Below are 16,021 nucleotides of genomic sequence, written 5' to 3'. Positions count from 1 at the left end.
GTTAAGAACGCAAGATTAATTTCTTAGAGACTTTGCTCTTTTTGTCTCTGCGTGAAATATTTTCATTTTTCTGTGAGCCATTCGTGAGCTGTGGTAAATTCCATTGAGATACCTTTGGGTCCTTTGAGGTAAAATGAAATCGAATACCTTAAATTTCAATTATACCTCTGATTATCAATAATATAATATTTTTTTGTAAATTAGATCTGTTTTTAATTCTATTCACTTTTCAATCCCATAGCCATGTCAGATCAACCAGAATTGCTCCAATCAAAACCTGAATTTACAGGAAGGCGTCTTGTGATGCTTGCTCCTGATGCAAAATTCAGTGACATCGCCTCACAGGCCGAGGATGCCTCTCTCCGTCTTGCAAATTCTACAGAATACAAATCCCACGAGGAAGATTATATCAATGCATTTGATCAGGCAGATGGGATTGTTTTTGAAAGATTCGGTGTCGCAGTCATCAATGAAAACCATGAAGCAAAGATCAATACCCTGACGACAGCCTCCAGAACAAAAAGTGTATTCCTTTATGATGAACCTGAGCGCTTTGTTTATGCCTTGGCGGAGGTTGGGGCCTCGGGTGGAGGCGGTTTTTGGCAATGGCTTTTAAGGTTATTGGGGTTCGGCCCCAAACCCCCGGTCACTACTCCACCCAGCGACCCTAAGCCTGTAGATCCCAAACTTCCTGACTCTTATTCGGATAATGCTTCAGCGTATTGGGGGGTACAGGCGGTAAGGGCTTTGAGCAGTCCCTATACAGGGAAAAACATCCCTGTAGCCATACTTGACACTGGATTCCTGATTGCACATCCTGATTTTCAGACAAGAACAATACAGACAAAATCCTTTATTTCGGCAGAGGATGTCAATGACCTCAATGGTCATGGGACCCACTGTACCGGAATAGCTGCAGGAGGATTGCGGGGTTCCAACAACAGCAGGTATGGGGTATCTTCAGAAGCAAAGATTTTTATAGGAAAAGTCCTGTCCAATGCGGGTTCCGGTTCGGACTCGGGCATCTTGGCAGGTATGGATTGGGCCATGGCTAATGGATGTAAGGTAATTTCGATGTCTTTGGGGGCGGCCACAAGACCCGGCCAAAGTTATTCCCGGATTTATGAGGATATTGCCAAAAAAGCGCTCGGATCAGGCACATTGATTATCGCAGCAGCAGGAAATGAAAGCCGAAGGTCTTCCAATATTATCCAACCTGTCGGCCATCCTGCCAACTGCCCCTCTATCATGGCAGTAGCAGCAATAGACAGGTTCCTCAAAGTTGCTGATTTTTCCTGCGGCGCCATCAACGGTGACGGAGGGGAAATCAATATTGCCGGGCCAGGGGTATCGGTGATGAGCGCATATAAAGCACCTCAAAACTACATTTCGATCAGCGGTACCAGCATGGCAACCCCATTTGTGGCAGGGGTGGCAGCCCAGTTGTGGGAGAAAAACCCAAACGCAACTCCCAAGCAGATTTGGGACTTGCTTGTGTCCTCGGCAAGACCCATCGGATTGCCGCAAACTGATGTAGGGGCAGGACTTGTCCAAAGCCCACAGTAATTTTAACCAGATAGATATAGTAAAAAATGGCAAAGCATCCCACAAAATTCATTGCCTCGATAGAGGAAAATGAAATCGGTAATATTCAGAATATCGCCCAAGCCCTTGAAGGAAAAGGCTGTAAAATCACCAATATCCTCTCTTTTACCGGGGTAATTTGTGGGGAAATATTTGGGGATGAATCCAGCCTTCAGGAATTGAAAGTCAAAGGAATCAAACACATAGAAGAGGATGGAGAGGTGAAGGCTTTTGGGGGTTGAGGGATGAAAGGGGTTTTAAGGTTGAAAGGTTCGAAGGTTCTAAGATTAGAAAGTTTAAAGGTTTTTTTGGTCCACACGGCGGTAAAAAGTAAGAGGTGAAAGGTAGTTTAGCCTTCACCTTTTCATATCGACCAGAGGGAGATATCTTTTGAAGTACGAAGTTGGAGGTTGGAAGTACGACTGAAAGCAAAGGTATTTTTTACTCCAAAAGTCATCCATCAAATACCCTATTCTAAAACCGACATTTTTATATATCTTGAATGCCTTCAATACCCACCTATCTTCTGATGAAAAAACTCATTCTTGCCATCCTCCTTCTTGGCGCCTTCCAACTCTCGGCACAGGATTTCAAAGAAATCAACAACACCCTAAAATACAGGAACATAGGCCCCTTTCGTGGGGGTAGGTCGGTGACTTCTTCCGGTGTGGTCAGCGATCCTCTGACCTATTATATGGGAACCACTGGCGGAGGTGTCTGGAAAACTGAAGATGCCGGACAGCATTGGAATAACATTTCTGATGGATTTTTTACGACAGGGTCGGTTGGTGCGGTGTCCGTCTCCGAATCCAACCCCAACATCGTCTATGTCGGCATGGGTGAGCATGCACCCCGTGGCGTGATGACCTCCTATGGCGATGGGATCTACAAATCGACCGATGCCGGCAAAACATGGAAGAAAATGGGATTGGAAAAAACCCAACACATTTCAAGGATCGTCATCCACCCTACCAATCCAGACATTGTCTATGTCGCTGCACAAGGGGCGCTCCATGCACCCAATGAAGATCGAGGTGTCTACAAATCCAGCAACGGCGGTGAGACTTGGGAGAAGGTACTTTTTGTAGACAATAAATCCGGTGCCGTGGAACTGTCCATGGACATGAAATATCCGGAAGTACTCTATGCCGCTATGTGGGAGCATCAGCGTCTTCCATGGAAAGTCATCAGCGGAGGGCCGGGCAGCGGTCTTTACAAGTCTACAGACTCAGGCAAAACCTGGAAAATGCTTTCCAACGGACTTCCCAAAGAAAAAGGGAAAATGGCCATTGCTGTTTCTAGAGCCAATTCAGATAAGGTGTATGCTTTGATAGAAAGTGATTCAGACAAAGATCAGGGTGGACTTTTTGTTTCTGAAAATGGTGGCATTGACTGGTCTATGGTCAGCGGTGACAACAGACTGGTTCAAAGAGCCTGGTATTATATAGAAGTTTTTGCGGATCCGCAAGATGAGCATACTGTGTATGTACTCAGTGCCCCGGCACTCCGCTCCATCGATGGTGGCAAAAGCTGGGAAGTACTTCCAAGTGCACATGGTGATTACCATGACCTGTGGATCAATCCCAAAAACTCAAAAAACATGGTTATGTCAGACGATGGTGGTGCGGCCATTTCATTCAATGGTGCCAAAACCTGGTCCACACAAGCCAATATGCCGACTGCGCAGATGTATCGGATCAATACCGACAACCAAATCCCCTATCGTATCTATGGCGGACAGCAGGACAATACGTCTTTGGTCATCAACAGCATGGCCTTGGGAAGGGGTGGTATTTCTCAAGAGCATTGGAATTACTCCGCAGGTGGAGAAAGTGCCTTCCTGGCTTTCAATCCTGATGATCCGAGATACGTCCTGGGAGGCAGCTACCTCGGTACCATCGAAGTGCTTGACCACAAATCCTTGGGAAGTACCAATATCATGATCGCGCCGATCCAATACCTTGGCAGAAATGCCAGCAACATGAAGTACAGGTTCAACTGGAATGCCCCGATCATCTGGTCACAACATGAACCCGACACCTATTACCATGGATCGCAGTATGTCCTGAGGACAAAAGACATGGGCCAAAATTGGGAAGTAGTCTCTCCCGATCTGACCAAAAATGAAAAGGAAAAGCAGGGAAAAGGTGGAGGTCCTTACACGAATGAGGCAGTAGGTGCAGAAAATTATGGTACCATCAGTTACATCATAGAATCTCCCCACGAAAAAGGACATATCTGGGTAGGAAGTGACGACGGGCTTGTTCACCTGACCCGTGACAATGGAAAGACATGGACCAACGTGACCCCAAAAGGCTTGACAGAATGTCTCATCAACGCCATTGAAGTTTCCCCACATGATCCGGCTACAGCCTACATTGCTACTACCCGCTACAAGTTCAATGACTATATTCCTGCTATGTACAAAACCACCGACTACGGAAAAACCTGGACGAATATCAGTAAGGGAATCCCCTACGGTGCGTTTACCAGAGTAGTGCGGGAAGACAACGTGGTAAAAGGATTGCTCTATTCAGGTACAGAAACGGGCATCTACCTCTCCCAAAATGGAGGAACGAGCTGGGAACCTTTCCAGTTGAACATGCCGGTCACTCCCATCACTGACCTGAAAGTAGCCCACAATGACCTGATCGTCGCCACTTCGGGAAGGTCCTATTGGATCTTGGATGACCTCAACGTTGTCCGCGGGATTCAACCCTCTGTGGATAAACCACTTCTCTACCAACCTGATGATGCGATGCTCGGGAGCTGGTCTTCGCCGTTGAATGGAAACAGTGAGGACTTCAAAGGAACCCATCCTTTTGAAGGCGTCAATCCTGCCAATGGGGTGGTGATTTATTACCATTTGCCGGAATCTGTGAATGACTCGACAGCACTGACCTTGGAGATCAGGGATGAAAAAGGAGAATTAGTAAGGACTTTTTCTAGCAAGAAAGACCCCAAATTCATCAGATATGACGGAGGCCCTTCTCCAGAACCTGTTTTGACTGTCAAAAAAGGAGTAAACAGATTTGTATGGAACATGCGGCATCCAACCATGCCGGGTGTGCCTTCTGCCTACTTGGAAGCAAGTTTCTCAGGCCACAAAGCCATTCCGGGAAGCTATTCTCTTTACCTTAAATCAGATTTGGGAGAAAGTACCAACACGGCCAAGATCGTGGACAATCCGGATTTTGGACTGAGTACTGCTGACTATCAGGAATACCACGCCTTTATGTCCAAGATGGAAGCCGAGCTCACCTCCATGCATAACATGATCAATGAAGCCATGGCTTACCAACAGCAACTGAAGCCCCTTTTGGCTAAAATCAAAGGCGATGAAGCCAAAAAAGAACTGCATACTGCCGGAGCAAACCTACTGAAGGAAATGCAGGCTTGGGATGAAGACATGATACAGCGCAAGTCCAAGGCCTATGACGATGTCGAAAACTTCCCCAATAAATTCACTGCCAACTACCTTTACCTGATTAATCAGACCGAAAGCTCGATCCCAAGGGTAAATCAAGGTTCCAGAGACCGCCTCGATGAACTGACCAAAGAATGGGAAGTCCTGAAGACCAGAGGAGAAAAGCTGTTGAAGACCGCGATACCTGCTTATAACAAATCCTTGCAGGAAGCGGGGATTGGCGTGCTTTATGGGAATTGAAGGAAGTTGGGAAGTTTGGAAGTAAGGAGGGTGAAAGGTAAGTGGTGAGAGGTGGGGAAGGTACTATGTACGAAGTACGAAGAACCAAGTACAAAGTATTCTGAATGGGTAAGAGGTGACAGAGATCTCATTCATAAGAGACCCTTCGCATCACTCAGGGTGACGACCCCTTAAGGAAGGGGTGAGAAGTTGGGAAACCTCTTTTTCTTTACTTTTTTGATCTGATCAAAACCTAAAAATTACCGATTTGGGACTTTTGGAATATTTTGAGGAATTTAATTCCGGAAGGTGATATATTTGAATGCAACTCAAAAGGGTTTTATGATTCTTTGACCCTGCCTCCCCAAAAAACCATACCTCATTAAAAATCAGAATTCCCTTTATGGAGCAAATCGTTTATTCTATCAATGACATTGTCTGGAGTAATGCCCTCATCCTTCTTTGTCTCAGTGCCGGCATTTATTTCTCGGTTGTTACCCGTTTTATGCAGGTGCGGTATTTCAAGGAAATGGTTCGCCTGCTTTTTGTAGGTAAATCCTCCTCCAAAGGGGTTTCTTCTTTTCAGGCTTTTGCGATAGCGATGTCAGGAAGAATCGGAACCGGAAACATCGCCGGCGTGGCAACAGCCATTGCCATGGGTGGACCCGGAGCGGTTTTTTGGATGTGGGTGATTGCCTTTTTGGGGGCAGCTTCAGCCTATATCGAAGCGACTTTGGGGGTTTTGTACCGTGAGGTTAAAGATGGGCAATACAGAGGTGGTCCTGCATTTTACATAGAAAAAGGTCTCGGAATCAAGTGGTACGCAATCCTTTTTGCCTTTGTCACCATCTTGAGTATGTCACTGCTGCTGCCCGGTGTACAGAGCAACAGCATTGCCCTGAGTGTCCAATCCGCATTTTCCATTCCTGTTGAAATCACCGGAGGCATTATCTGCCTGCTGCTTGGCCTGATCATTTTTGGCGGGGTAAAAAGGATCGGCAAAGTAGCTGAGATCGTCGTCCCTTTTATGGCATTGGGCTATATTCTGATGGCGCAGACGATCATCTTTCTTAATTTCTCCGAAATACCCAATGTCTTCCGCCTCATCGTCGGATCGGCATTCAACCTCGAAGCTACCTACTCCGGTGTGTTTGGGATGGCAATCGCCTGGGGAGTAAAAAGGGGGATATATTCCAATGAAGCCGGTCAGGGCACCGCGCCTCATGCTGCCGCTGCCGCCGAAGTCAGCCATCCTGCCAAGCAGGGATTGGTGCAGGCATTTTCGGTGTATATCGACACCTTGTTTGTCTGTACAGCTACGGCATTTATGATTTTGTTTACGGGACAGTTTAACGTCATCAATCCCGAAGGGGGATTTATTGTAGAAAATATGCCTGGGGTTTCCATCGGAGCAGAATACACCCAAAATGCCATCAGTCACCACTTCCCTTCCATAGGAGCAGGTTTTGTGGCTGTGGCTTTGATGTTCTTTGCTTTTACGACTATCATGGCGTATTACTATATCGCCGAGACCAACCTGAGTTATTTACAAAAAGAAGGAAAGCAAAAATGGCCGACTTATGTCTTGAGGGTTTTGATTCTGGTGGCGACCTTTTATGGTTCGGTGCGCACAGCCGAATTGGCCTGGACATTTGGTGATATCGGCGTGGGTCTGATGGCTTGGCTCAACGTCATCGCCATCCTGCTGCTCCGCAAACCTGCTTTGGCAGCACTGAAGGATTTCAAAAAACAAAAAGACGCAGGTCTGGATCCGGTTTGGAAGGGGTTGGAAGATTGAAAAATTGGAAAATTGGAAGATTGGGAAATTTTTAAGGTTGGAAGGTTTCAAGGTTAGAAAGTTTGGTTGGTAGAAGATTGGATATACAAGGTGGGAAAAGTACGAAGTACCATGAACCAAGTACAAAGTATCCGAGGTGGAGAGAATTACCCGTCATCCTGAAGGAGGTACGACTGAAGGATCTCATATACTTTAAGTGGGACTCTTCGCTGCACCACCAATGACGTGAATCTCTTGATCGTCACCCTGAGTGAAGCAAAGGGTCTCTTTTTTCTGAGATCTTTCATCCTCGTACCTCGGATTCAAGATGACGCAAGACCAACCGTCATTCCTTTTCTGAACATTTTCTAAATGTTGGGGACTCAGAGTGACGGACCCGACAAACATGACCTTTGGACTCAACTTTAAAACCTTTCAACTTTTTAACTTTAAAACTCTTATTTTACAATCTCTCTTAACCTTACCAGAATTCAGTCTCAGGTCTCATATCTCCAATCTTAAAAAACATGAAACTACCCAAAGCAATTATTTTCGACATGGATGGGACCTTGGTGGATAATATTCCTTATCACCGGGATGCATGGCTGGAGTTTTTGCAGCAACATGGAATCCACCTCAATTCATCTCAATTCCATGCACAAAACCATGGGACGATCGATGAAATGATGCAGCGGTTTTTTCCCCAAATCGAAGATCCGCATCAGCTATATGAACTCGGGCAGGAGAAGGAACGAACCTATCGAGAAATGTACCGCCCCCATATCCAGGAAGTAAATGGTCTGACCGCATTTCTCCAAGCCATAAAAGCCAAAGGCCTCCAATCCCTTTTGGCCACCATGGGTGACCAACCCAATATTGATTTTACTTTGGACAGCCTCGAGATCCGTTCTTATTTTTCCTTTACCACCGGCGGGCATGAAGTCAGCAAGGGCAAACCCGACCCGGAGATTTTCCTGCTGAGTATGGAAAAGGCCAGGTTGAGGCCGGAAGAATGCCTTGTCATCGAAGATTCCCAAGGAGGGATCTTGGCGGCAAAGCGTGGTGGATTACAGGTTGTTGGGATCAGTACGTCAGAAAGCAAGGAAACTTTGCTGTCCTTGGGTTGTGATGGGGTGGTGGGGGATTTTGAGGAGTTGGGGAGGGTGATGTTTGGGTAGGGTTCGTAATAACAATATTAATTAAACTTAAAATTGATTCTTATTGTGTAAATGAAAAAGACCGTCTCTTTTATAGCTACTTTTTTTCTTGACAAAAAAAGTAGCCAATACAAAATGATAAGGGAATCATTCCTCCCCGCCTAGAACATACGAGGATCAGTTTTAATCCGAAAAATTCTACCTAGTCTTTCCAGGAAAAGTGGGTACTAGATAGCGATATCTAATCGTTAAAATATTCCTGCTTGAGCAGCTCGACCTTTACTGTTTTGCCTGAAAGCTGGGTTACTTTCCATTCCTGCCTGTATTTTCCGCCCCAAAAATTTACCTCCACTTCGACAATATCTCCTTTGAGGGTCCATTTTCCTGCAAAATCTGCAGTGACAATTGGAGGTGTTCCGCAGAAACCTGAATTGGCACGGTGGATAAGTTTGCCGTTTTTTTGGAAAACATAGCCGTAGGTATTCTCAGGAAGTTTGCTGCTGCGGTCCATAGTAAAACCGGTTTCTTCAAATTGGATATTGGTCCAGGTACCGAGGGGAAATTCACCGGATTCTAATTCAAGCGTTTCCTGTTCTATGCATGATAAAAGCAGGAAACAAATGGCGAGCATTGGAAAGGATTTTTTCATAGGGTCACGATTTTGAAACCATGACGGGAAGAAGGCAAGAAATGTTGAGGTGTAAATTTTTTTTATAACCATAAATGAGTTGAAAGGAAAGTAGAGGGTTATAGGATATCAGGCATAAAATATTCTAAACCCTTTAGTTTAATTAAACTCTTTTTTTACAGCTACTTTTTTTCCCCGATAAATACGGGGCAGGCTTTGGAAAAAAAAGTAGCCCAAAAAGTCAAGACGGCAAAATCCTATCAACCCACAAGGCCTAGGCCGGCCTCCCGAAGCTACAGGATCATTCCTCCGCGCTGTTATCAATTAAGATTAATTAAAAAAATAGCATTAGAAAAAGGAGGATAGTTTGAAAGATACAAAGGCAATAAACAAAATTTGATTTTCAAATATTTTTTACTAGGTTTATAGTAATCAGAGTTTCTTGATCACCCCTACAAGCACTCTGGGTCAGTTTCACATGGTATCAAAGGTAAGGCTAAGGTAAGGCAAACACGGAGTATCCCCTACTCTGACACGGAGTATCGGTAACTCAGACACGGAGTATGGGTAAGGGAACTATAACGGAAGTATAGGGGAACTATAACGGAAAGTATACGGAACTATGGCTAGACAGACAGGAATATTTCGCTTTAAAGGCAAAATGGGTGGCCTCGATTTTTACCAAAGCGAGGGGGTGGATATGGTTCGGACAAAGACAGGTCCGACGACCGAACAATTCAAAAATGACGATGCCTTTGAAAATTCGAGGAAAAATGCTTCGGAATTTGGGACGGCAAGTAGCGTGGCTGGGAAACTTAGAAGGGCGATTTTATCTAAGCCGTGTCCCAACGTGGACCCGAATTTCAATGGTAGGTTTACCAAACTTTTTGTGTCCATCTTGGGGACAGACCCCATCAATCCCAAAGGCATGCGGAAAGTCACTGCAGGAGATGTTAGCCAATTGGTGGGTGTCAATTTTACGGCAGATAGCAACTTGCGTTCTGTATTGGGAGGGTTTCCAGTTATGGCAGAAATAAAGAAAGGCAAATCCTATAGCTTCGACTTTGGAGAGGTCACGGCTTCAGCAACTACCGGAAAACAGCAAGGTCAACGTCAGGTCATTTTCGGCTTGGTGTCCCTGTCAGAAGATGCGGAAACTGTTGTGGTTTGGCAGGAAAGTGAGATTTTGGATGGGAGACAAAGCCTTTCGGTCTTGGGAGAAAAGGTACTGTCCTTTGAAACTCCCCAAAGCCACAGACTGATTTTGGGAATCGTAGGTATCAAGTTTATCGATGTGGTCAATGGCCAAACTTATACCCTGAAGGAAGGTGGTGCGATTGGGGTGGTGGGGTGTTTCAAGTAAGATTGATCAATTTTGGGATAAAGAATAAAATTTCCCTTTTTTGAATTGTTAACTTTTTTTTAGGAATCCTAAGCGGATGGTTTTTCTAGGCGGGATGTGGTGTTTTATGAGAAAATTTTCAAATTGAAGGGATTCCACATTCCTTAAAAAAATTAAATGTACTATCATACAATTCCTTTGGCCTTGTATGATCTAAATCATCACCAAAAGGAACGAAAATAATAAAACCTTGTCTTGCCCTTGTCATTAATACTCTGTAAGCATTTCTTAAATATGATTTGTCTATTTCACTAATAATTCCTTTCCATTTTGTCCCTTCAAATGATTGATAATTCCATTCATCGTTTTTGAAATAAAAGTTAATATCCCAAGCCAAGCATACATAGTCAATCTCTAATCCTTGAATATCAAATTCGGTAGCAACTAATTCTAAGTAGTGAGAGGATCGAACATCAGAAGAATCATTTAAAAACCAATCCTCTGCTGTAATCTCATTTTTTACATCAATACCCAATGGCCTTAATCTCCTTCCCCCTGAACTCCCAACTAATCCTATTCTTTCTGATCCTTTTGCGTTTTTTCGAAGCCAGTGTTTCGCCACATTAAAATCTCGTGTAATGAGGATGGGGAACAAATTATTGATTTCTGATAATATTAGTTTGGCTTGACTAGCATTTCCGGCAATCACCGCGTGAACAAAACTGGAAATTTTTTCTGAACGAAAGGAACGAACGGAAACTGAAAGATGTAAATGTTCTTCTTCTGTTCCATTTTCACTTAACCATTCTTTTAAGATATCGTCATTTAAATAGTCACTATCCCCTGTGATAAGACTTGAATAATATATATGCCAATCTGGATAATGATTTTTTAAAGCGAAAACCCATTCTGAAAGCCCAGCTTCACCTGTATTTATTTCCTGGCCACCTCCAACAAGACATATTATTGTGCAGTAGTTTTCGTGTCTATTCATGACATCAATTAGAAATTCAGGTTCAGACATTTCGAAATCTTTACCTCTTGATTTCATAAATGAAGTTGCCTTTTCTTTTGTCCAGGCTCTTTGCGCCTCGTCAAAAACAACAACTTTTTCATCAGGTGCCTGATTTGATATTAAATTGTCATCACGGAAATGATGAATGTTCTGAATAAAAGCATTAGCTTTTATTGCAGACTTTTTCTTTGTTAATTTCTCTCCTTTTTCTTTTGCCTGAAGAACTTCGTCTCTAATTAGTGCCTCTCTTAAAACATATACCAAAGGACCATTTCCTGAGAGGAAAACCGCATTTTCATCTTTATCGGCTTTTCTTCTTTCATTTGCTATATTTAGTCCTGCAAGAGTTTTTCCTGCTCCAGGAACCCCAGTTAAGAAACAAATTGATTTTGTATGATTGTATTTTGAATTTTCAATTATACGATTGATAGTTTCAGTTGATTTTGTAAGATTTTTTGCGCCTGCATCATGTCTTGATATTTCTTCAACAGAATGTCCTCTGTAAAGTGCCTGAGAAGCTTCAATTATTGTTGGTGTTGGTTTATAAATAGAGTTTTCCCATAAGATGTGGTTTATTTTATATCCATCGCTAAAGAAAAGCACTTCTGAAACTAATTTTGTAAAATTTACTTGATTGCACTTTAATGGTTCAAATAAATTGTCCTTTACTGAAATCGTGTTTTCTAAACTAGGTGCTTTTGTTGAAATTAGGATAGGGGCTATTTTTTCATGGTGACTACCCTCATGGAAATTTTGTAAATCTAAACAGTAGTCCACTACTTGTTCAACTGCATACTTTTGATATTCTAAGTCACCTACTTTAAATTCGATAACAAAAATAAAGTCATCGATTAACAAAATATTATCCACTCTTTTTCCCATTCTGGGTATTGCGAACTCAAAATAAATGCGTCCCCTTGTAAAGGGTTTGAGTGCGCTTTTAAGTATGTCGATTTGTTTTATCCAAGCATTTCGCTGTAAGTTCTCAGCAGGAAAATCATGATTTCTAATTAACTGTCCAAGTATCTTATCTCTATTATCAATTAAGAAGTCGGATACAGAATTTGAGTAATAACTTCTATCCATTTATTACTTAAAATTTTAAAATTCAAAAAAATTTATCAATGGAGAATTAAGGGCTTTAGCGATTTTAAAAACTGTTTCAATCGAAACATTTCTTTTCCCATTTTCAATATCAGAAATGTATGTGCGGTCCAACTCAGCTAGTTCAGCAAGCTTTTCCTGAGATACATTCTGACTTTTTCTGATGGCTTTGACTTTTTCGCCATAAGCTAATTTGATGTCCATCTTGCAATCTGAAAAAATGTAGCCTATTGTACCACGGACTATAGTCTACAAAAAAAGAATTAGTGCTACTTTTGTAAAACAACTTTTCACTTTATGAACAAAATCTTCTCGCTCTCTACCGAATACATTTCACCTTCCCGAACCATAGAAATCTTAAACTTGGTTAGGTTTGAGGAGAATAAACAGGTCTATATTTACAATTATGAAGGGAAGCATTTTTGGTTTTTTGAAAGTTTAATTGAATTGATCCAATTTTTTGAATCAGGGATTGAACCAGTTGTATCTTTCGAATCGGAGAAAGATTTAGATGATTTTTTGGAAAAGCTACCGATAGGTAATGCAAAAACAACTCTCAATCTTAAGTTGAATTATTTATATAGAGATGGAGCTAATTACAAACAATTTGGGGCTGTCATTTTCCCTAATCCAAGTTTTCTTTCGCCAACTAAGGCTTCAGAAATATTAAGAGAAAAATTGATCTCAAATGAGTTTTTTGTTCCACAAGACTGGGGTTTGCCAAGGCTTCACCATCATCCCTATGATCCTGAAATTGATCACGAATGGCACGAATTTGATGGATTTGAATTGACAGATGAAGAAGTTACTGATAAAAGAGATGTAACTGAATTTTTGGAAAGGATTGAAAAGGGATATGAAATCTAAGGACGATCCAGCCTCCGGTGCGGTAGAAATGGTTGATTTCGGCATCCCGCTGCATGTTTCTTTCGATTTTGGGAATAAAAATTCAGGGTTGCTAAAGGTTTGAACTGAAGGAATCTTGAATAAATGAGCTTAAAAATTCTTTACCTGGTTGTAAGGCAGAGGGCCTAAGTCGAGGCATTCGACTAATACCTCATCTTCTTCAGGTTCAGGACCGGGGCAGTCATATAAAAGGACCATGACTTTGTTGTTTTCTTCAAATGAAACCTTCGCCGTTTGCTTTGGATATTTAACATTTTCCCCCTGTCGCAGGGCTTCTATAGTGGCAGGAGGATTTACAAAATCCTCAGTGAAGAAAAATATTTTATCTGAAAAAGTGAGCTTTCCAGCCTCTAGGCTAAACTTGCCCTTATAGGCGTCTATAAGCCCTGGGTTAAAACCTTCTGAACTTTGGACCCTTCTATTTTCAATAATATAGGTGCCATCGGCTATAAAGGAAATCGTCGATTCAATAGTTTCATCCTCATTTGAGAATTCATGCATCCAAACCCCCAGAAGCCTTTCCATTTCGACGTTTTCTGAAGATTCCATACAAGAAAAAAGCAGTATGGGAAGGAACAACAGGTAGATTTTTTTCATGGCTTTTTTTTGACAAGGATGGCTAGGTTAGGCGTTTTTATTTTCAATTGTAAGTTCTTAAAATGTATTAACGAAAAAATCAAGTAGATATTTTGTTTAATTGGTAAAAAGTAAGTTAGGTTGATTTAGCGATCCTTGGGGTCTGTTTAGGCCAATGAATTGCTATGTAATCCTTTCATTTTATTGGACATAAAAATCAGATATGTCCATTTTATTAAAAAAATTGGACATATGATCAAAATATGTCCACCAAATCCGGAAGATACAAGATTAAAATCTTGGAAGGATAATGCATATCCCAAGCCTCACCTACTGAGTACATACACTACCTTTTTCACACAAGTTCCCAATTCATTTTTCACCTCAAAATCCCAGAACCTCAGGACGGTCCAACCGCCTGAGCGGTAGAAATGGTTGATCTCGGCATCCCGCTGCATGTTTCTTTCGATCTTAGGAATCCAAAGGTCACGGTTGGATTGGATGGCTTGCTCATGATATAAGGCCTATCCTGATGATGGCAGGGTTTGATTTTTTGGATATGGCCTTGAAGAAGGGGAATATAACAAAAATCAGAAAATGGTGAAGCATCACACAAAAACACCCACAGACCAATTTTAAAAATGTTCTGTGGGTGTTTTCAAAATTAAATTTGAAAGGTTAATTTATTATTCAAAGTTTGCGCCAATATTTCCTTGACCAACTATGGTGCCTAAATCCTCTGCACTTAAATGCACATTGACATAACCATCTACAGTCAAGATTTGCGAGTAGGTGTACGTAGCTTCATTGTCCATCATTCCTTTTCTCGTATCACTTACACTGATTCCTGTGGCACCGATGACGGGGTTAAAAGTATATAGGATACCTCCACCCACAGCCGCACTGTTTGCATGGATGTGGGCAGGATGCATGCCATCTGACGGTGTACCTGTTAAGGTAATTGTCGCTAAAGCAAAACCATTCATTCTTTCTTCAAAGGTTATTTCCCCGGATATTGATGGCACAGCAACACTATTCAAAGGATAAGTAATGGACGTACCTGTCAATTCATTAGACCCAATGTCACCCTGAGCGACTATCGTTCCTAAATTATCCGCGCTCAAATGCACATTTACGTATCCATCAACTTCCAATATTTCCTCGTATGTAAAACCATCTTCTCCATCCATTATTCCTTCCCTTGTGTCTGTTTTGCTCATTCCTGTGGTTCCATTCACAGGATTGAAAGTAAATTCTATTCCACCTCCTATAGCTGCTGAATTGGCATGTATGTGGGCAGGGTGTGATCCACCGTCTGGAGTTCCAGTCAATGAAATTGTCGCTAAAGCAAAACCATTGATTCTTTCTTCAAAAGTTATTTCGCCTGATATAGATGGGTCCGCAACACTATTCAGCGTGTATGTTTTGGATGTACCTGTCAATTCATTTGACCCAATGTCACCCTGAGCGACAACAGTTGCGAGGTCAGTGGCACTTAAATGCACATTGATATAACCATCATAGGCCAAAACATCACTGAAACTTATAGGAGTTCCATCATCCTCTTTGGAAAAAGTTGTTTCACTGATACCGGTTGTTCCATTTACCGGAGTTAAAGAGACCGCTATTCCACCGCCTTGAGCAGCAGAATTGAAGTGAATGTGTGCAGGAAGGGACCCTCCATTAGGCGTTCCAGTTAAAGAGATAGTCAATTTGGAATTTCCTGTTGAAGTTTCTTCCAGCAAGGCAGTTCCACTGATCCCCGAATTTCCTACGGCTTTTAAGACATAAGTTTTTGTTTGGCCCGTCAAAATTGTTTCGGGATCAATAGTTGGGTTTGGGTCGTCAGTACAAGCTGCAAAAGTCAGAACCATTGCGAGTAGGATGGCTCCTTGTCTGATTCGATTGATTAATAGATTCTTTTTCATGGGATTATAATTTTTTTAAATTTTCACTCAAGATCTACTGTCGATTTTGATGTGTTTTTTACTTTACTTATTAGTCTAACCCTAAGGATTAAACTATTGTTTGTTTTTCTAGTATTTCAATTACGATGTTAACCGGGACTTTGGATCAGTTGGTAGTAATGGTGGATCTCCGGGCTTTTCCTTTTCAGTTCAATTTTTGAAGGTCAGAAGTCCTGGTGGGATATGATGGTGGATTAGGGAATTGCCCGATCATACCCATTCCAGTATGCCCCATCTATAAAAATCAACCACTTGAAATTGATATATCAGGCTTTCCTTAAAATGGACGCAAAAACTTGATATGTTCATTTATTAAAAA

The 16,021-nt window shown here is 42.1% G+C and carries 14 protein-coding genes; 7 read left to right on the top strand and 7 right to left on the bottom strand.

The window, feature by feature from the left end; all coding sequences use genetic code 11:
• Positions 1-243 precede the first annotated feature (243 nt).
• From NK987_RS05525 to NK987_RS05510, 4 genes are all read left to right on the top strand, one after another.
• Positions 244-1,566 (top strand): S8 family peptidase, encoded by a 1,323-nt coding sequence (locus NK987_RS05525; RefSeq protein ID WP_259263066.1) that lies wholly within the window; start codon positions 244-246, stop codon positions 1,564-1,566.
• Positions 1,567-1,592: 26 nt separating this feature from the next.
• Positions 1,593-1,826 carry a hypothetical protein gene (locus tag NK987_RS05520; RefSeq protein WP_259263065.1) on the top strand — a complete coding sequence of 78 codons (234 nt, stop codon included), beginning with the start codon at positions 1,593-1,595 and terminating at the stop codon, positions 1,824-1,826.
• A gap of 287 nt (positions 1,827-2,113) precedes the next feature.
• The gene (locus NK987_RS05515; RefSeq protein WP_259263064.1) at positions 2,114-5,251 is read left to right on the top strand and encodes a WD40/YVTN/BNR-like repeat-containing protein; all 3,138 of its coding nucleotides are present in this window, start codon (positions 2,114-2,116) and stop codon (positions 5,249-5,251) included.
• Positions 5,252-5,633: 382 nt separating this feature from the next.
• Entirely contained in the window at positions 5,634-7,028 is a 1,395-nt protein-coding gene (locus NK987_RS05510; protein WP_259263063.1) for an alanine/glycine:cation symporter family protein, read from the top strand.
• Between the two features lie 146 nt (positions 7,029-7,174).
• Here NK987_RS05510 and NK987_RS05505 read toward each other — a convergent pair whose 3' ends face one another.
• The gene (locus tag NK987_RS05505; protein WP_259263062.1) at positions 7,175-7,315 is read right to left on the bottom strand and encodes a hypothetical protein; all 141 of its coding nucleotides are present in this window, start codon (positions 7,313-7,315) and stop codon (positions 7,175-7,177) included.
• A 219-nt stretch (positions 7,316-7,534) separates the two neighbouring features.
• Between NK987_RS05505 and NK987_RS05500 the strand changes: the two genes are divergently transcribed.
• Positions 7,535-8,185: an HAD family hydrolase gene (locus NK987_RS05500; protein WP_259263061.1), complete on the top strand. Its 651-nt coding sequence runs from the start codon at positions 7,535-7,537 to the stop codon at positions 8,183-8,185.
• 220 nt (positions 8,186-8,405) lie between these two features.
• On the opposite strand, the gene NK987_RS05495 is transcribed toward NK987_RS05500, so the two are convergent.
• Positions 8,406-8,813: a hypothetical protein gene (locus NK987_RS05495; protein WP_258424821.1), complete on the bottom strand. Its 408-nt coding sequence runs from the start codon at positions 8,811-8,813 to the stop codon at positions 8,406-8,408.
• A gap of 601 nt (positions 8,814-9,414) precedes the next feature.
• On the opposite strand from NK987_RS05495, the gene NK987_RS05490 reads away from it, so the two are divergent.
• On the top strand, positions 9,415-10,155 hold the full coding sequence (locus NK987_RS05490) for a hypothetical protein (protein WP_258424820.1): 741 nt from the start codon (positions 9,415-9,417) through the stop codon (positions 10,153-10,155).
• Between the two features lie 118 nt (positions 10,156-10,273).
• Here the strand turns inward: NK987_RS05490 and NK987_RS05485 are convergent, their stop codons facing one another.
• Positions 10,274-12,235, bottom strand: coding sequence for a DUF2075 domain-containing protein (locus tag NK987_RS05485; protein WP_259263060.1), 1,962 nt, complete (start codon positions 12,233-12,235; stop codon positions 10,274-10,276).
• Positions 12,236-12,250: 15 nt separating this feature from the next.
• Positions 12,251-12,457, bottom strand: coding sequence for a helix-turn-helix domain-containing protein (locus NK987_RS05480; RefSeq protein WP_259263059.1), 207 nt, complete (start codon positions 12,455-12,457; stop codon positions 12,251-12,253).
• A 93-nt stretch (positions 12,458-12,550) separates the two neighbouring features.
• Between NK987_RS05480 and NK987_RS05475 the strand changes: the two genes are divergently transcribed.
• Entirely contained in the window at positions 12,551-13,120 is a 570-nt protein-coding gene (locus tag NK987_RS05475) for a hypothetical protein (protein WP_259263058.1), read from the top strand.
• A 129-nt stretch (positions 13,121-13,249) separates the two neighbouring features.
• Here NK987_RS05475 and NK987_RS05470 read toward each other — a convergent pair whose 3' ends face one another.
• The 3 genes from NK987_RS05470 to NK987_RS05460 all read right to left on the bottom strand — a co-directional run bounded on the left by NK987_RS05470 (position 13,250) and on the right by NK987_RS05460 (position 15,663).
• Positions 13,250-13,756: a hypothetical protein gene (locus tag NK987_RS05470; protein ID WP_259263057.1), complete on the bottom strand. Its 507-nt coding sequence runs from the start codon at positions 13,754-13,756 to the stop codon at positions 13,250-13,252.
• Between the two features lie 305 nt (positions 13,757-14,061).
• Entirely contained in the window at positions 14,062-14,193 is a 132-nt protein-coding gene (locus NK987_RS05465; RefSeq protein WP_259263056.1) for a DUF559 domain-containing protein, read from the bottom strand.
• Between the two features lie 228 nt (positions 14,194-14,421).
• The gene (locus tag NK987_RS05460; protein ID WP_259263055.1) at positions 14,422-15,663 is read right to left on the bottom strand and encodes a CHRD domain-containing protein; all 1,242 of its coding nucleotides are present in this window, start codon (positions 15,661-15,663) and stop codon (positions 14,422-14,424) included.
• Positions 15,664-16,021 lie beyond the last annotated feature (358 nt).

It is taken from the genome of Aquiflexum gelatinilyticum, assembly GCF_024813435.1.
Taxonomy (GTDB): Bacteria; Bacteroidota; Bacteroidia; order Cytophagales; family Cyclobacteriaceae; genus Cognataquiflexum; species Cognataquiflexum gelatinilyticum.
Note: the sequence above shows the minus strand (reverse complement) of the source record. Positions and strands in the feature narration are given on the sequence as shown.